The 14,712-nt window shown below is 68.8% G+C and carries 13 protein-coding genes, 2 rRNA genes and 1 riboswitch; of the genes, 13 read left to right on the top strand and 2 right to left on the bottom strand.

Translation table 11 applies throughout. The features are described 5' to 3' along the window. The 12 genes from ABZZ74_RS24040 to ABZZ74_RS23985 form a co-directional block, all read left to right on the top strand. Nucleotides 1-73 (top strand): 23S ribosomal RNA (locus ABZZ74_RS24040); the annotation flags it as partial. A gap of 104 nt (nt 74-177) precedes the next feature. Continuing rightward, nucleotides 178-294 (top strand): 5S ribosomal RNA (gene rrf / locus ABZZ74_RS24035). A gap of 110 nt (nt 295-404) precedes the next feature. Further along, nucleotides 405-1,013 carry a CDP-alcohol phosphatidyltransferase family protein gene (locus ABZZ74_RS24030; RefSeq protein WP_208784379.1) on the top strand — a complete coding sequence of 203 codons (609 nt, stop codon included), beginning with the start codon at nt 405-407 and terminating at the stop codon, nt 1,011-1,013. Between the two features lie 115 nt (nt 1,014-1,128). After that, entirely contained in the window at nt 1,129-3,624 is a 2,496-nt protein-coding gene (locus ABZZ74_RS24025) for a mannose-1-phosphate guanyltransferase (protein ID WP_356768105.1), read from the top strand. A gap of 111 nt (nt 3,625-3,735) precedes the next feature. Further along, on the top strand, nt 3,736-4,641 hold the full coding sequence (locus ABZZ74_RS24020) for a DUF881 domain-containing protein (RefSeq protein WP_356768103.1): 906 nt from the start codon (nt 3,736-3,738) through the stop codon (nt 4,639-4,641). Beyond that, a complete protein-coding gene (locus ABZZ74_RS24015) occupies nt 4,638-4,970 on the top strand; it encodes a small basic family protein (protein ID WP_003988855.1) in 333 nt (110 codons plus the stop codon). The genes ABZZ74_RS24020 and ABZZ74_RS24015 overlap by 4 nt, the downstream gene beginning before the upstream one ends. A gap of 5 nt (nt 4,971-4,975) precedes the next feature. Continuing rightward, nucleotides 4,976-5,833: a DUF881 domain-containing protein gene (locus ABZZ74_RS24010; protein WP_356768101.1), complete on the top strand. Its 858-nt coding sequence runs from the start codon at nt 4,976-4,978 to the stop codon at nt 5,831-5,833. A gap of 82 nt (nt 5,834-5,915) precedes the next feature. Next, nucleotides 5,916-6,800 (top strand): FHA domain-containing protein, encoded by an 885-nt coding sequence (locus tag ABZZ74_RS24005; protein WP_356768112.1) that lies wholly within the window; start codon nt 5,916-5,918, stop codon nt 6,798-6,800. A gap of 19 nt (nt 6,801-6,819) precedes the next feature. Continuing rightward, nucleotides 6,820-7,557: a MerR family transcriptional regulator gene (locus ABZZ74_RS24000; protein WP_356768099.1), complete on the top strand. Its 738-nt coding sequence runs from the start codon at nt 6,820-6,822 to the stop codon at nt 7,555-7,557. Nucleotides 7,558-7,641: 84 nt separating this feature from the next. Then, nucleotides 7,642-8,115 (top strand): bifunctional nuclease family protein, encoded by a 474-nt coding sequence (locus ABZZ74_RS23995; protein WP_004002801.1) that lies wholly within the window; start codon nt 7,642-7,644, stop codon nt 8,113-8,115. A 259-nt stretch (nt 8,116-8,374) separates the two neighbouring features. Then, a complete protein-coding gene (locus ABZZ74_RS23990; protein ID WP_356768097.1) occupies nt 8,375-9,019 on the top strand; it encodes a MerR family transcriptional regulator in 645 nt (214 codons plus the stop codon). A 67-nt stretch (nt 9,020-9,086) separates the two neighbouring features. Beyond that, entirely contained in the window at nt 9,087-10,457 is a 1,371-nt protein-coding gene (locus ABZZ74_RS23985; protein ID WP_356768095.1) for a DNA polymerase IV, read from the top strand. A gap of 52 nt (nt 10,458-10,509) precedes the next feature. Here the strand turns inward: ABZZ74_RS23985 and ABZZ74_RS23980 are convergent, their stop codons facing one another. After that, complete coding sequence (locus ABZZ74_RS23980; RefSeq protein ID WP_207929935.1) at nt 10,510-10,887, bottom strand: PRC-barrel domain-containing protein; 378 nt, start codon at nt 10,885-10,887, stop codon at nt 10,510-10,512. Between the two features lie 111 nt (nt 10,888-10,998). Continuing rightward, a riboswitch (glycine riboswitch) is annotated at nt 10,999-11,094 on the top strand. 176 nt (nt 11,095-11,270) lie between these two features. Here ABZZ74_RS23980 and gcvP point away from each other — a divergent pair. Further along, nucleotides 11,271-14,156, top strand: coding sequence for an aminomethyl-transferring glycine dehydrogenase (gcvP, locus tag ABZZ74_RS23975; protein WP_356768092.1), 2,886 nt, complete (start codon nt 11,271-11,273; stop codon nt 14,154-14,156). A gap of 45 nt (nt 14,157-14,201) precedes the next feature. On the opposite strand, the gene ABZZ74_RS23970 is transcribed toward gcvP, so the two are convergent. Then, the gene (locus ABZZ74_RS23970; protein ID WP_356768090.1) at nt 14,202-14,621 is read right to left on the bottom strand and encodes a TOBE domain-containing protein; all 420 of its coding nucleotides are present in this window, start codon (nt 14,619-14,621) and stop codon (nt 14,202-14,204) included. Between the last annotated feature and the right edge of the window lie 91 nt (nt 14,622-14,712).

Below are 14,712 nucleotides of genomic sequence, written 5' to 3'. Positions count from 1 at the left end.
GTTGATAGGCCGGATCTGGAAGCACGGTAACGTGTGGAGGTGACCGGTACTAATAGGCCGAGGGCTTGTCCTCAGTTGCTCGCGTCCACTGTGTTAGTTCTGAGGCAACGACCGTTGCCGGCTTAGAGCAGAACGCATAACAGAAAAGTGTGCTTGTTCGCTCGAAACCATTAGGGTTTCGGTGGTCATAGCGTGAGGGAAACGCCCGGTTACATTTCGAACCCGGAAGCTAAGCCTTACAGCGCCGATGGTACTGCAGGGGGGACCCTGTGGGAGAGTAGGACGCCGCCGAACTCCTTTTAGAGCTCTGGCTCTTGGGCACACAAGCCCAGGAGCCAGAGCTTTTTTGCGTTGAGGTAAGGTCAGGGGGCATCGTCGGTTCGTTTCCCACAGGAGGCCCTCGGGTGGAGGTCCAGGAGACCCGTGTCCAGACGGACCGGGTCCTCACCATCCCCAACATCCTCAGCATGGCGCGTCTCGTTGGCGTGCCGATCTTCCTGTGGCTGATTCTGCGGCCTGAGTTCGGGGGGCCCAAGAGTGACGGGTGGGCTCTGCTGGTGCTGGCCCTGAGCGGCATCAGCGACTACCTGGACGGCAAGCTGGCGCGGCGCTGGAACCAGATCAGCAGCCTCGGCCGGCTCCTCGACCCCGCGGCCGACCGGCTTTACATTCTCTCGACGTTGGTGGGTCTTACCTGGCGCGAGATTCTGCCGATCTGGTTGACCGCTGTACTTCTTGCGCGAGAGCTGGTCCTTCTGGTGATGGTGGGCATCCTCAGGCGACACGGGTATCCGCCGCCGCAGGTGAACTTCCTGGGCAAGGCCGCCACCTTCAACCTCATGTACGCCTTCCCGCTGCTGCTGCTCAGTGACGGAAGTGGATGGATCCCGTCACTCGCTGCTATTTTCGGATGGGCGTTCGCTGGATGGGGTACAACGCTCTACTGGTGGGCAGGAGTGCTCTACGTGGTACAAGTCCGCCGCCTGGTCCGTGCGGACGCCATGGCCGATTGAACTCACCGATTCCCGCCACCGCAGTGGCTCGATGGCCCCCGGTGGAAAAGTGCGGGAGAATCTGGACGGGTGAAGTCGGCTAGACCGTCGTCTGTTTGAGGAGGACGCTTCCGACATGAAGGCCGTCGTGATGGCCGGAGGCGAGGGCACACGCCTTCGCCCCATGACCTCGAGCATGCCCAAGCCGCTCCTGCCCGTGGCGAACCGCCCGATCATGGAGCATGTGCTGCGGCTGCTCAAAAGGCATGGGCTGAACGAGACCGTCGTAACTGTCCAGTTCCTGGCCTCCTTGGTCAAGAACTACTTCGGTGACGGCGAAGAGCTCGGTATGGAGCTTTCCTATGCCAACGAGGAGAAGCCACTCGGTACCGCCGGAAGCGTCAAGAACGCCGAAGAGGCGTTGAAGGACGATGCATTCCTCGTCATCTCCGGCGATGCGCTGACCGACTTCGACCTCACGGAGCTCATCAATTTCCACAAGGAAAAGGGTGCGCTCGTCACCGTGTGTCTGACGCGTGTGCCGAATCCCCTGGAATTCGGTATCACCATCGTCGACGAGGAAGGCAAGGTCGAGCGCTTCCTGGAGAAGCCGACGTGGGGGCAGGTCTTCTCCGACACCGTCAACACGGGCATCTACGTCATGGAGCCCGAGGTCTTCGACTATGTCGAGGCCGACGTGCCCGTCGACTGGTCCGGTGACGTCTTCCCGCAGTTGATGAAGGAAGGCAAGCCGATCTACGGCTATGTCGCCGAGGGCTACTGGGAGGACGTCGGCACGCACGAGAGCTATGTGAAGGCGCAGGCCGATGTCCTGGAGGGCAAGGTCGACGTCGAGCTCGACGGTTTTGAGATTTCGCCGGGCGTCTGGGTGGCGGAGGGTGCGGAGGTGCATCCGGACGCCGTGCTGCGCGGCCCCCTCTACATCGGGGACTACGCCAAGGTCGAGGCGAACGCCGAAATCCGTGAGCACACCGTGGTGGGTTCGAACGTCGTGGTGAAGAGCGGCGCTTTCCTGCACAAGGCCGTCGTACACGACAACGTGTATGTGGGGCAGCACAGCAATCTGCGTGGCTGTGTCGTCGGAAAGAACACCGACATCATGCGTGCCGCCCGGATCGAGGACGGCGCGGTCATCGGTGACGAGTGCCTGATCGGTGAAGAATCGATCGTTCAGGGCAATGTGCGGGTCTATCCGTTCAAGACCATCGAGGCCGGTGCCTTCGTCAACACCTCGGTGATCTGGGAGTCCCGCGGCCAGGCGCATCTGTTCGGTGCCCGGGGTGTCTCCGGCATCCTGAACGTGGAGATCACGCCCGAGCTCGCCGTCCGCCTCGCCGGCGCGTATGCGACGACCCTCAAGAAGGGCTCCACCGTCACCACGGCCCGTGACCACTCCCGTGGCGCCCGTGCCCTCAAGCGGGCGGTGATCTCGGCTCTGCAGGCCAGCGCGATCGAGGTGCGGGACCTGGAGAACGTACCGCTGCCCGTGGCCCGGCAGCAGACCGCGCGAGGCAGTTCCGGCGGGATCATGATCCGGACCACGCCCGGTGTGCCGGACTCCGTGGACATCATGTTCTTCGACGGACAGGGCGCGGACCTCTCGCAGGGCAGCCAGCGCAAGCTGGACCGGGTCTTCGCGCGGCAGGAGTACCGGCGTGCCTTCCCTGGTGAGATCGGGGACCTGCACTTCCCGGCAAGCGTCTTCGACTCGTACACGGGTTCGTTGCTGCGCAATGTCGACACCACCGGGATTGCCGAGTCCGGGCTGAAGGTCGTCGTCGACGCGTCGAACGGAAGTGCGGGGCTGGTTCTGCCCAGCCTGCTCGGGAAGCTCGGCGTGGACTCGCTGACCATCAACCCCGGCCTCGACGAGTCGCGGCCCACCGAGTCGGCCGAAGTGCGGCGCTCGGGGCTGGTGCGGCTCGGTGAGATCGTGGCGTCCTCGCGGGCGGCTTTCGGTGTGCGCTTCGACCCGGTCGGTGAGCGGCTCTCGCTCGTCGACGAGAAGGGACGGATCGTCGAGGACGACCGGGCACTGCTCGTGATGCTCGACCTGGTGGCCGCCGAGCGGCGCAGCGGCCGTGTGGCGCTGCCGGTGACGACCACGCGGATCGCCGAGCAGGTCGCGGCGTACCACGGGACGCAGGTGGAGTGGACGACCACTTCGCCCGACGATCTCACCCGCGTCGGACGCGACGAGACGACCATCTTCGGCGGTGACGGCAAGGGCGGGTTCATCGTCCCGGAGTTCAGCAGCGTCTTCGACGGTACGGCCGCCTTCGTACGGCTGATCGGGCTGGTGGCGCGGACACAGCTCACGCTCAGCCAGATCGACGCGCGGATTCCGCGTGCGCACGTCCTGAAGCGTGATCTGGCGACGCCGTGGGCCGTCAAGGGGCTTGTGATGCGGCGCGTGGTCGAAGAGGCGGGAGATCGCTTCGTGGACACCACCGACGGCGTGCGGGTGGTGGAGACCGACGGACGCTGGGTGATGGTGCTGCCCGACCCGGCCGAGGCGGTCACCCATCTGTGGGCGGAGGGCCCGGACGACGCCTCCGCGCAGGCCTTGCTGGACGAGTGGTCGGCGGTCGTGGACAGCGCCGGGCGCTGAGGAAAACCCGCAGCACACGCGCGTGCCGGACAAGTGTCCCCAAGGGGGCCTGTCCGGCACGCCGGTGGGGCCATTCGGAGGTAGTGGTCGCGACGTGCGACGATGTGCGGCATGCCGCAGCAGCCCCCCATTCGGAGCACACCCACGCGCCCTTCGCGGCCGGACGCGTCCATGTTCCTGCTCACCAACGTCATGGACCACAGCCTCGACGACGGCTACGCCGAGGCGGCCGCCCGCAAGAAGGCGGAGGGCGCCGGCGGGCTGCCCAGAACACTCAGTGCGAAGCTCGGCCTGGCGGCCGGGCTGGTCCTCGCGGCTCTCGTCGTCACCGTCGGCGCGGCACAGGCACGCGTAGCGGCGCCCGTCGTGGCCAAGGAGCGCCAGGAGCTGATCGACCGCATCGACCGTGAGACGGCGAGCGCGGACAAGCTGGAGGGCTCCGTCGACACGCTGCGCGACGACGTGAGCGCACGGCAGCGCGAGGCGCTGAAGAAGAGCGGGGCGGGCGACCAGTCGGAGCTCGTGGGCCTCCTGTCGGGCGCCGTCGCAGTCCACGGTCCGGGCGTGAAACTGGTCGTGAACGACGCCAAGGAAGCCACCAGCGGCGGCAACGGCGACCCGCGCGAGACCTCGGACTTCTCCGACACGGGCCGGGTCCGTGACCGTGACATGCAGCGTGTCGTCAACGGGCTGTGGGAGTCGGGGGCCGAGGCCATCTCCATCAACGGACAGCGCTTGACGGCGCTGTCGGCGATCAGGGCCGCGGGTGACGCCATACTGGTCGACAACAGACCACTTGTTCCGCCGTACACGGTGCTCGCCGTGGGGGACGGCAAGCAGCTGAGCACCCGGTTCCAGGACAGCGTCGACGGACTGTATCTGCATGCGCTGCAGGAGAACTACGGCATCCGGACCAGCATCTCCGTGGAGGGCGACCTCCGGCTGCCCGCCGCACCGAGTGTGATCGTACGTACAGCACAGCCGAGCACCGAGAAAACTGAGAAGGGCACATCGTGATCGCCGTACTGGGCCTCGTCGTGGGAGTCGTGGCCGGACTGTTGGTCCGGCCTGAGGTTCCGGCGGTCGTCGAGCCGTATCTGCCGATCGCCGTCGTCGCGGCGCTCGACGCCGTCTTCGGTGGTCTGCGGGCCATGCTCGACGGCATCTTCGACGACAAGGTCTTCGTCGTGTCGTTCCTGTCCAACGTGGTCGTGGCCGCGCTGATCGTGTTCCTGGGCGACAAGTTGGGCGTGGGGGCCCAGCTGTCCACCGGCGTCGTCGTGGTCCTCGGCATCCGGATCTTCTCCAACGCCGCGGCGATCCGCCGGCATGTGTTCCGGGCGTGAGGCCGATGAGCGAGAAGGACGACAAGCCCGAGAACAGGCTGCGCAAGGAACTTCCCGAAGAGGTGCCGGCGGAGGCACCTGAGGCTGATGAGGCGAAGCCCGAGGCCGTCGAGGAAGCTCCCGAGGAGAAGGAGCCGGCGCTGACCGGGCGCCAGCGGCTCGTCAACGGTCTGTGGCCGCCGCGTGTCTCCCGGGCCCAACTGATCGTCGCCGTGCTGCTGTTCGGCCTGGGCTTCGGACTGGCCATCCAGGTGGCCTCCAACAGCGACAGCGACAGTGCCCTGCGCGGCGCGCGGCAGGAGGACCTCGTACGCATCCTCGATGAACTCGACGACCGTACGCAGCGTCTTGACGACGAGAAGCAGGGGCTGGAGAAGCAGCGCGACGAGTTGGAGAACAGCTCCGATCAGGCCGAGGAGGCCCGGAAGCAGACGATCGAGAAGGAGAAGCAACTGGGCATTCTGGCGGGCACGGTGGCCGCTCAGGGGCCCGGTATCACCATGACGATCGAGGACGCGAAGGGAGCGGTCGAGTCGGACAGTCTGCTCGACACGATCCAGGAGCTGCGCGCGGCGGGGGCGGAGGCGATCCAGGTGAACGGGGTGCGCGTGGTGGCGAGCACCTACTTCACCGATTCGGGCAAGAGCGTCACGGTGGACGGGAACAAGATCAACGCGCCCTATCGTTTCAAGGTCATCGGCAAGCCGGCGGACCTCGAACCGGCGCTCAACATCCCTGGAGGCGTGGTGCAGACTCTTGAGAAGGAGCAGGCCACGGTCACTGTCGAGCGGTCGAACAAGATCGTCGTGGACGCCTTGCGAGCGGCGAAGCAGCCTGACTACGCTCGGTCGTCCTCCCAGTGAACCGGCGGTGCATGGGGGGCGTCCGGCAGGGGCATGAGGTTGCGGGGGGTCGGCGCACCGAACGGGTGGTGCGTGGTGGAAACTGTCTGGTGGATACGGACGTTGTGAGGATGTCCGGGTCGGCCGGCGAAATGAGTCAGCGTTCGTCCTGCCCCACGGGCGGGTCTGTTTCGGTCAAGGGGAATCGCCCGTGAAGTTGTTTGCGAAGTTGTTCGGCAAGAGCGCGCGAGAGGGCAGTGACAATGCCACCGCCCGCCATCGCGCACAGCCCGACGCGGAGGGTCAGCGTCCGCTGTTCCGGGACCAGGTCGGTGGTCCGGGCGGTGACATTTCCGGAGGTCAGGGCGCGCCGTCTGTTGACCCTGCGCAGTCCGGCGGCATAGGTTTCGGGCAACCGTCAACCTCAACTACGGGTGGAGGGTTTTCCCCTATGTCGGCCCTGGTGTGTACGAGGTGCGGTAACCGCAACGCGGAGAACAGCCGCTTCTGCTCCAACTGCGGCGCCCCGCTGCGGGCCGGGGCCACTCCCGAGCGCCCCTCGGAGACGACGTCCACGATCTCCATCTCCGGCCTGGAGGCCTACGACGCCGAGGTCACCGGTCAGACCCAGCTGCCCGCCCTCTCGCCCGAGGCCCAGGCGGCCGTGGACGCGCTGCCGATGGGCTCCGCGCTCCTCGTCGTGCGCCGCGGCCCCAACTCGGGCAGCCGTTTCCTCCTGGACAGCGACCTGACCACGGCCGGCCGCCACCCGCAGAGCGACATCTTCCTCGACGACGTGACCGTCTCGCGCCGTCATGTGGAGTTCCGCCGGGGCGGGGACGGCTCCTTCACGGTGGCCGACGTCGGCAGCCTCAACGGCACGTACGTCAACCGCGAGCGGATCGACCAGGTCGCCCTGAGCAACGGCGACGAGGTGCAGATCGGCAAGTACCGGCTGGTGTTCTACGCGAGCCAGCGGGGCTACTGACCCTCCCCGGAGAAGGTCCATGCTGCAATCACCGAGCGGCGGTTCCGGGCACGGGGCCGCCGCCGCGGACAGTGGGCTGATGAGCATCGGCACGGTGCTGAACGTGCTGCGTGAAGAGTTCCCCGAGGTCACCATCTCCAAGATCCGCTTCCTGGAGTCGGAGGGGCTCGTCGAGCCGCAGCGGACCCCTTCGGGGTACCGCAAGTTCACCGCCGCTGACGTCGAGCGTCTCGGTCACGTCCTGAGGATGCAGCGGGACCACTATCTGCCGCTCAAGGTGATCCGCGAGCATCTGGACGCCATGGAGCGCGGCGAGGCCCTGCCACTGCCCGCCGTGAACCGTCAGCGGGACGGCGAGACCGTCCTGGAGCCGCTGGAGGGCCCCACCGCCGCCCGGATCGGACGGGCCGAGCTGCTCGCCGCGGCGGGCATCGACGAGCAGGAGCTGAAGGAGTGGGAGTCGTACGGGCTGCTCACTCCGCTGCCGGACGGGGCGTACGACGCCGAGGCGGTCACCGTGGCCTCGCTCGTCATGGAGCTCGGGCGGTTCGGGATCGAGCCACGGCACCTGCGGGCCATGAAGGCCGCCGCGGACCGTGAGGCGGGCCTCGTGGACCAGGTGGTGGCCCCGCTGAAGCGGCACCGCAATCCCCAGACCAGGGCGCACGCGGAGGCCCGTACGAAGGAGCTGGCGGCGCTCACGGTGAGGCTGCACGCGGCGCTGGTGCAGACCGCGCTCGGCGTCCGCCTGCCCTGAGCGGGCGCGGAAGCGAAGGCCGGATCGGCCCCCCGTTCCCTGCCCGACTACCCAAACGTCCCGGGCACGGCCTAGGGTTGCTGTGTGAACGAGCTCGATGTCGTAGGTGTCCGGGTCGAAATGCCCTCCAACCAACCGATCGTGCTCCTGCGGGAAGTGGGAGGCGACCGTTACCTCCCCATCTGGATCGGGCCTGGGGAGGCGACGGCGATCGCCTTCGCCCAGCAGGGCATGGCTCCCGCCCGGCCGCTGACGCACGACCTGTTCAAGGACGTGCTGGAGGCCGTCGGCCAGGAGCTCACCGAAGTGCGCATCACGGATCTGCGTGAGGGCGTCTTCTACGCGGAGCTGGTCTTCGCCAGCGGGGTCGAGGTGAGTGCCCGCCCGTCCGACGCCATAGCGCTCGCGCTGCGCACCGGGACGCCGATCTACGGCAGCGACGGAGTGCTCGACGACGCCGGCATCGCGATCCCGGACGAGCAGGAGGACGAGGTGGAGAAGTTCCGCGAGTTCCTCGACCAGATCTCGCCGGAGGACTTCGGCACCAGCAGCCAGTGACGCGCGGCCGGCCCGGCGGACCAGCGGTCCGTGACGGGCCGGTTGTGTCCGGTGACCACACAAGTGCCGGCATTTGCCACCGGCGCGTGAGAGCGTCCTGCGGCTCGTCCCGAGCGCATTCGGCTAGCCTTTCCCCGCGGTGGGGTACGGGAAACCACTCTTAGGGTGATTATCACTCGGCGTGCCGAGTGTGGCGGTCGTTGACGCACCCCTGGTGGCTGCCTACCTTCGAGGAGGCAGGTCAAGGACGGAGGTCGGCGTGAGAAGCAGCGGCGACGGTACGGCTGGGGGTGCCCCCGGACGTGAGGTCGGAGCGAGCCTTCCGTACCCGCTTCACAGCAGCGCGGCCGATCACGCTCCCCAGCGACCGACGGCCGTGCCCAGCAGCGGAGGGGCGACGTCCATGACGTCCGAGCAGATCGGCTACCGCGGTCCCACGGCCTGCGCGGCCGCCGGTATCACCTACCGGCAACTCGACTACTGGGCGCGCACCGGGCTCGTGGAGCCGAGCGTGCGGCCCGCGTACGGGTCGGGGACGCAGCGGTTGTACAGCTTCCGGGACGTGGTCGTCCTGAAGATCGTCAAGCGGTTCCTGGACACCGGCGTGTCGCTGCAGAACATCCGCACGGCCGTGCAGCACCTGCGGGAGCGCGGCTTCCGGGACCTGGAGCGCATGACGCTGATGAGCGACGGCGCCACGGTCTACGAGTGCACCTCGCCGGACGAGGTCCACGCTCTGCTCCAGGGCGGCCAGGGGATCTTCGGGATCGCCGTCGGGGTGGTCTGGCGGGACGTCGAGAGCGCGCTGTCCCAGCTGCACGGCGAGCGGATCGACACCGGCGAGACCCTCGTCGGACAGAACCCGGCGGACGAGCTGGCGCGGCGGCGCAACCGGGCAGTCTGAGGCGCGGGCGCGGGCCGCCCGACGTCGTACGGGGGCATTGTCAGTGGCGTAGGGCAGCATCGGAGATGTGAGAAACGCGCCCACGATCCTGCATCTCGACATGGATGCCTTCTACGCCTCGGCGGAGCAGGCGTCCAAGCCGAGTCTGCGCGGGAAGGCCGTGGTCGTGGGCGGGCTGGGGCCGCGTGGGGTGGTGGCCACGGCCTCGTACGAGGCGCGGGTCTTCGGGGTGCGGTCCGCGATGCCGATGGCCCAGGCGCGGCGGCTGGCGCCGAACGCCGCGTATCTGGTGCCGCGGTTCGGGTTCTACCGGGCGATCAGCGAGCAGGTCATGGGGCTGCTGCACGAGTTGTCGCCGCTGGTGGAGCCGTTGAGCCTGGACGAGGCGTTCGTGGACCTGGAGGCCGGTGAGGCGGCCTGGGACGAGGCGTCGGCCAGGCTGGTGGGGGAGAAGCTGCGTGCCGACATACGGACCGGCACGGGGCTCACCGGGTCCGTCGGGCTCGCCGCGTCCAAGATGCTCGCCAAGATCGCCTCCGAGGAGGCCAAGCCCGACGGACTGGTGCTGATAGAGCCGGGGACCGAGCGGGCGCTGCTCGGGCCGATGTCCGTGCGGACGCTGCCCGGTGTGGGGCCGGCGACGGGCGATCATCTGCGGCGGGCCGGGATCACCACGGTCGACGACATCGCGGAGGCCGGGGAGGACGAGCTGGTACGGCTGCTCGGCAAGGCGCACGGGCACGCGCTGTACGCCATGGCGCTGGCGCACGACGACCGGCCCGTGGTCGCCGAGCGGGAGGCGAAGTCGGTGTCGGTCGAGGACACCTACGACGTGGACATCCACGACCGGATCCGGGTGGGGCTGGAGGTGCAGAGGCTGGCGGACCGGTGCGTGCGAAGACTGCGGGCCGCGGGGCTGTCGGGGCGGACGATCGTGCTGAAGGTGCGGCGGTACGACTTCTCCACGCTGACCCGGTCCGAGACCTTGCGGGGGCCCACGGACGATCCCGCGGTGGTGCGGGAGGCCGCCGCCCGGCTCCTGGACGCCGTGGACACGACGGGAGGTGTGCGGCTGCTGGGGGTGGGGGTGAGCGGGCTGGCCGACTACACCCAGGAGGACCTGTTCGCGCAGGCTGCCGGGGAGACGACGGGGATGGAGCATGCCGGGGACGAGGGGGTGGAGGAGCCCGTCGAGGAGCAGGTGACCATGGTCGAGCGACGGTGGCCCGCGGGGCATGACGTCCGGCATGCCGAGTTCGGGCACGGATGGGTGCAGGGGAGCGGGCTGGGGCGAGTGACCGTGCGGTTCGAGACGCCGTGGTCCGAGCCGGGGAGGGTGCGGACGTTCCGGGTCGACGACCCTGAGCTGGAGGCGGCCGAACCGTTGCCGTTGGTCGCGGAGAGACCCGGGGTCTCGGTGGACGGGGGCGGCGTGTGAGCTGGGGTGGCGTGTGAGATGGGCCGGCTGTTGGGTGTCGGCGGAGCGGGTGCTAGGCGTCCGCGTCCTCCTGGCCCGCGAGTCTGCCGAAGTCGCGGTCCGGGAGCGAGGGGGGTGAGGCCAGGTGGAGGCCGTAGTGGTGGTAGAGCTGGAGTTCCTGCTCGGGGGAGAGGTGGCGGCCCACGCCGAAATCGGGGGCGTCCTTGATCAGCGCCCGGTCGAAGGGGACGTGGAGGGTGCCCTCGACCAGCTCACTGGGCTCCAGGGGGACGAAGGCGTCGCGGGAGAAGAGACCCGTGCGTATGGCCGCCCACTCGGGCACGCCGGTGGCGTCGTCGAGATAGACCTCGTCGATGGTGCCTATCTTCGTGCCGTTGCGGTCGAACGCCTTGCGGCCGATCAGGTTGCGCGGATCGATGTCGGTCTGCACGGGCCCTCCACATGGTCGCAACTCATCCGTAAGCACTACGAAAGTGCACATCGGGCGACGCGGCCACTCGAGCCGCTCTGTAGAGCGCACTGGTACTCTGTCAACGGCTGATGACCCCGTGCGGGAGAGTCCTCCGGGTGACACCGGAGGCGCCGAAGGAGCAAATCCTCCCCGGAATCTCTCAGGCACACGTACCGCACGGACGAGGTCACTCTGGAAAGCAGGGCGGGTGTCACGGCTTCCGCTCTCACCGACGGTGAAAACCGGGAGCTTTCGGGCGACCCGGTGAAGCTCTCAGGTCGAGATGACAGAGGGGGAGGCCGTTCGGGTACCCGTGCCGTGGTGCCCCTCGAAGGTCGTGTCAGACCAGGAGGCCTCCGCAAATGACCGCCCATCGCATTCCGCTCTCCGAGCTCGAGAAGGGGATCCCCTTCGAGCAGCGCCACATCGGGCCCGACCAGGAAGCCCGGGCGAAGATGCTCGCCCACGTCGGGTACGGCTCGCTGGACGAGCTGACCACCGCCGCGGTGCCGGACGTCATCAGGAACGCCGATGCCCTGGAGCTGCCGGGAGCGCGGACCGAGGCCGAGGTGCTGGCCGAGCTGCGTTCGCTGGCCGACCGCAACCAGGTGCTCGGCTCCATGATCGGGCTCGGGTACTACGGCACCTTCACACCGCCCGTGATCCTGCGGAACGTGATGGAGAACCCCGCCTGGTACACGGCCTACACCCCGTACCAGCCCGAGATCTCCCAGGGGCGGCTCGAGGCCCTGCTCAACTTCCAGACCATGGTCGCCGACCTCACCGGACTGCCCACCTCCGGTGCCTCGCTGCTCGACGAGGGGACGGCGGCGGCCGAGGCCATGTCCCTGTCCCGCCGTATGGGGAAGAACAAGAAGGGCCTCTTCCTGGTCGACGCGGACGTGCTGCCGCAGACCATCGCCGTGATCGAGACCCGCGCCGAGCCGACGGGCGTGGAGGTCGTGGTCGCCGACCTGAGCGACGGCATCCCGGCCGAGGTCGCCGGGCGCGAGATCAACGGCGTGCTGGTCCAGTACCCCGGCGCCTCCGGTGCCGTACGCGACATCAAGGCGGTGATCGACCAGGCGCACGAGCTGGGTGCCCTGGTCACCGTCGCCGCCGATCTCCTCGCCCTCACCCTGCTGAAGTCGCCCGGCGAGCTCGGGGCCGACATCGCGGTGGGGACGACCCAGCGGTTCGGTGTGCCGATGGGCTTCGGCGGGCCGCACGCGGGCTACATGGCCGTGCACGAGAAGTTCGCGCGCAGCCTGCCCGGGCGGCTCGTGGGCGTGTCCGTGGACGCGGACGGGCACAAGGCGTACCGGCTGGCCCTGCAGACCCGTGAGCAGCACATCCGGCGGGAGAAGGCCACCAGCAACATCTGCACCGCGCAGGTGCTGCTCGCGGTCATGGCCGGGATGTACGCCGTGTACCACGGTCCCGAGGGGCTGCGGAGCATCGCCTGGCGCACGCACCGCTACGCCACGATCCTCGCCGAGGGTCTGAAGGCCGGGGGCGTCGAGGTGGTGCACGGGGCGTACTTCGACACGCTCACCGTGCGGGTCCCCGGACGGGCCGGCGAGGTCGTCGCGGCCGCCCGGGACAACGGCGTCAACCTGCGCCTCGTCGACGCCGACCAGGTGTCGATCGCCTGCGACGAGACGACCGGGCGGGCCCAGCTGGCGGCCGTGTGGGCGGCCTTCGGGATCGACGGCGACGTCGAGGCGCTCGACGCGGTCGCCGGGGCGGCCCTGCCCGGGGACCGGCTGCGCCGGGACGACTTCCTCACCCACCCCGTCTTCCACCAGCACCGCTCCGAGACCGCCATGCTCCGCTACCTGCGCAGGCTGGCCGACCGGGACTACGCGCTGGACCGGGGCATGATCCCGCTGGGCTCCTGCACCATGAAGCTCAACGCGACCACCGAGATGGAGCCGGTCACCTGGCCCGAGTTCGGTCAGCTGCACCCCTTCGCCCCCGCCGAGCAGGCGCAGGGCTACCTCACGCTCATCCATGAGCTGGAGGACCGTCTCGCCGAGGTCACCGGGTACGACAAGGTGTCGCTGCAGCCGAACGCGGGGTCGCAGGGCGAACTGGCCGGACTGCTGGCCGTACGCGGATACCACCGGGCCAACGGGGACGAGCAGCGGACCGTGTGTCTGATCCCGTCGTCCGCGCACGGCACGAACGCCGCCAGCGCCGTGATGGCCGGGATGAAGGTCGTTGTCGTGAAGACCGCCGAGGACGGCGAGATCGACGTCGAGGACCTGCGGGCGAAGATCGAGCAGTACCGTGACGAGCTCGCCGTGCTGATGATCACGTACCCCTCGACGCACGGCGTGTTCGAGGAGCACGTCGCCGACATCTGTGCGCAGGTGCACGAGGCCGGCGGGCAGGTCTACGTCGACGGCGCCAACCTCAACGCGCTGGTCGGCCTCGCCAAGCCGGGCCACTTCGGCGGGGACGTCTCGCACCTGAACCTGCACAAGACCTTCTGCATCCCGCACGGCGGCGGCGGTCCGGGCGTCGGCCCGGTGGGTGTGCGCGCGCACCTGGCGCCGTACCTGCCGAACCACCCGCTGCAGCCGGAGGCCGGCCCGGAGACTGGCGTGGGGCCCATCTCGGCCGCGCCCTGGGGTTCCGCGGGCATCCTGCCGATCTCCTGGGCGTACGTCCGGCTCATGGGCGGTGAGGGGCTCAAGCGGGCCACGCAGGTTGCCGTGCTGTCCGCCAACTACATCGCCAAGCGGCTCGAGCCGCACTACCCGGTGCTCTACACCGGGCCCGGCGGCCTGGTCGCGCACGAGTGCATCATCGACCTGCGGCCGCTGACCAAGGCGACCGGGGTGAGCGTCGACGACGTGGCCAAGCGGCTGATCGACTACGGCTTCCACGCGCCGACCATGTCCTTCCCGGTGGCCGGAACGCTGATGATCGAGCCGACCGAGTCCGAGGACCTGACCGAGCTGGACCGGTTCTGCGACGCGATGATCGCCATCCGCGCGGAGATCGAGAAGGTCGGCACGGGCGAGTGGCCGGCGGACGACAACCCGCTGCGCAACGCGCCGCACACCGCCGCCGCCCTGGGCGGCGAGTGGGAGCACGCGTACACGCGCGAGGAGGCCGTCTTCCCGGCCGGAGTCTCGGCCGCCGACAAGTACTGGCCGCCGGTGCGGCGGATCGACCAGGCCTTCGGCGACCGCAACCTGGTGTGCTCGTGCCCGCCGCTGGACGCCTACGAGGACTGAGCCGGTCGTGGATGAGGGCCCCGCTTCGGCGGGGCCCTTTCCGTGTCAGGCCGTGGCCAGTGACACCTCGGTCGACTTGATCAGCGCGACGACGGACGCGCCGGTCGTCAGGCCCAGGTCGGTCGCGGCGTCCCTGGTGATAGCGGAGGTCAGTTCGCCGCCCTCGACCGCGACCTTGACGGAGGCCATGGCGTCGCCGGTGGCGATGTCGGTGATCGTGCCGGGCAGTTGGTTGCGGATGGACAGGCCCTGGACCGGTGCGGTGGCGAGGGACACCTCCGTCGACTTCACCAGGGCGCGTACGGCGGTCCCCGCGGTGAGGCCGAGTTCCTCGACGGACTCCAGGGTGATCGCCGCGGTGATCTCCTGACCGCCGGTGAGGCGGACCTTGACGGTGGCCATGACCTCGCCGGGGGTGACGGCGGTGACCGTGCCGGGGATCTGGTTGCGGATGCTCAGGCTCATGGGAACGCCTCGCGGGAGATGGGGGATTGGTGGGGCCTGTGGGCGTTTGTGCCCACGGGTCACCGTAGCCGCCGCGGTGCGTTTCGGCCGG

Source organism: Streptomyces sp. NPDC006476, from assembly GCF_040612015.1.
Classification (GTDB): domain Bacteria; phylum Actinomycetota; class Actinomycetes; order Streptomycetales; family Streptomycetaceae; genus Streptomyces; species Streptomyces griseorubiginosus_B.
The sequence above is the reverse complement of the archived record's forward strand: the minus strand, read 5'-3'. Positions and strand labels throughout refer to the sequence as shown.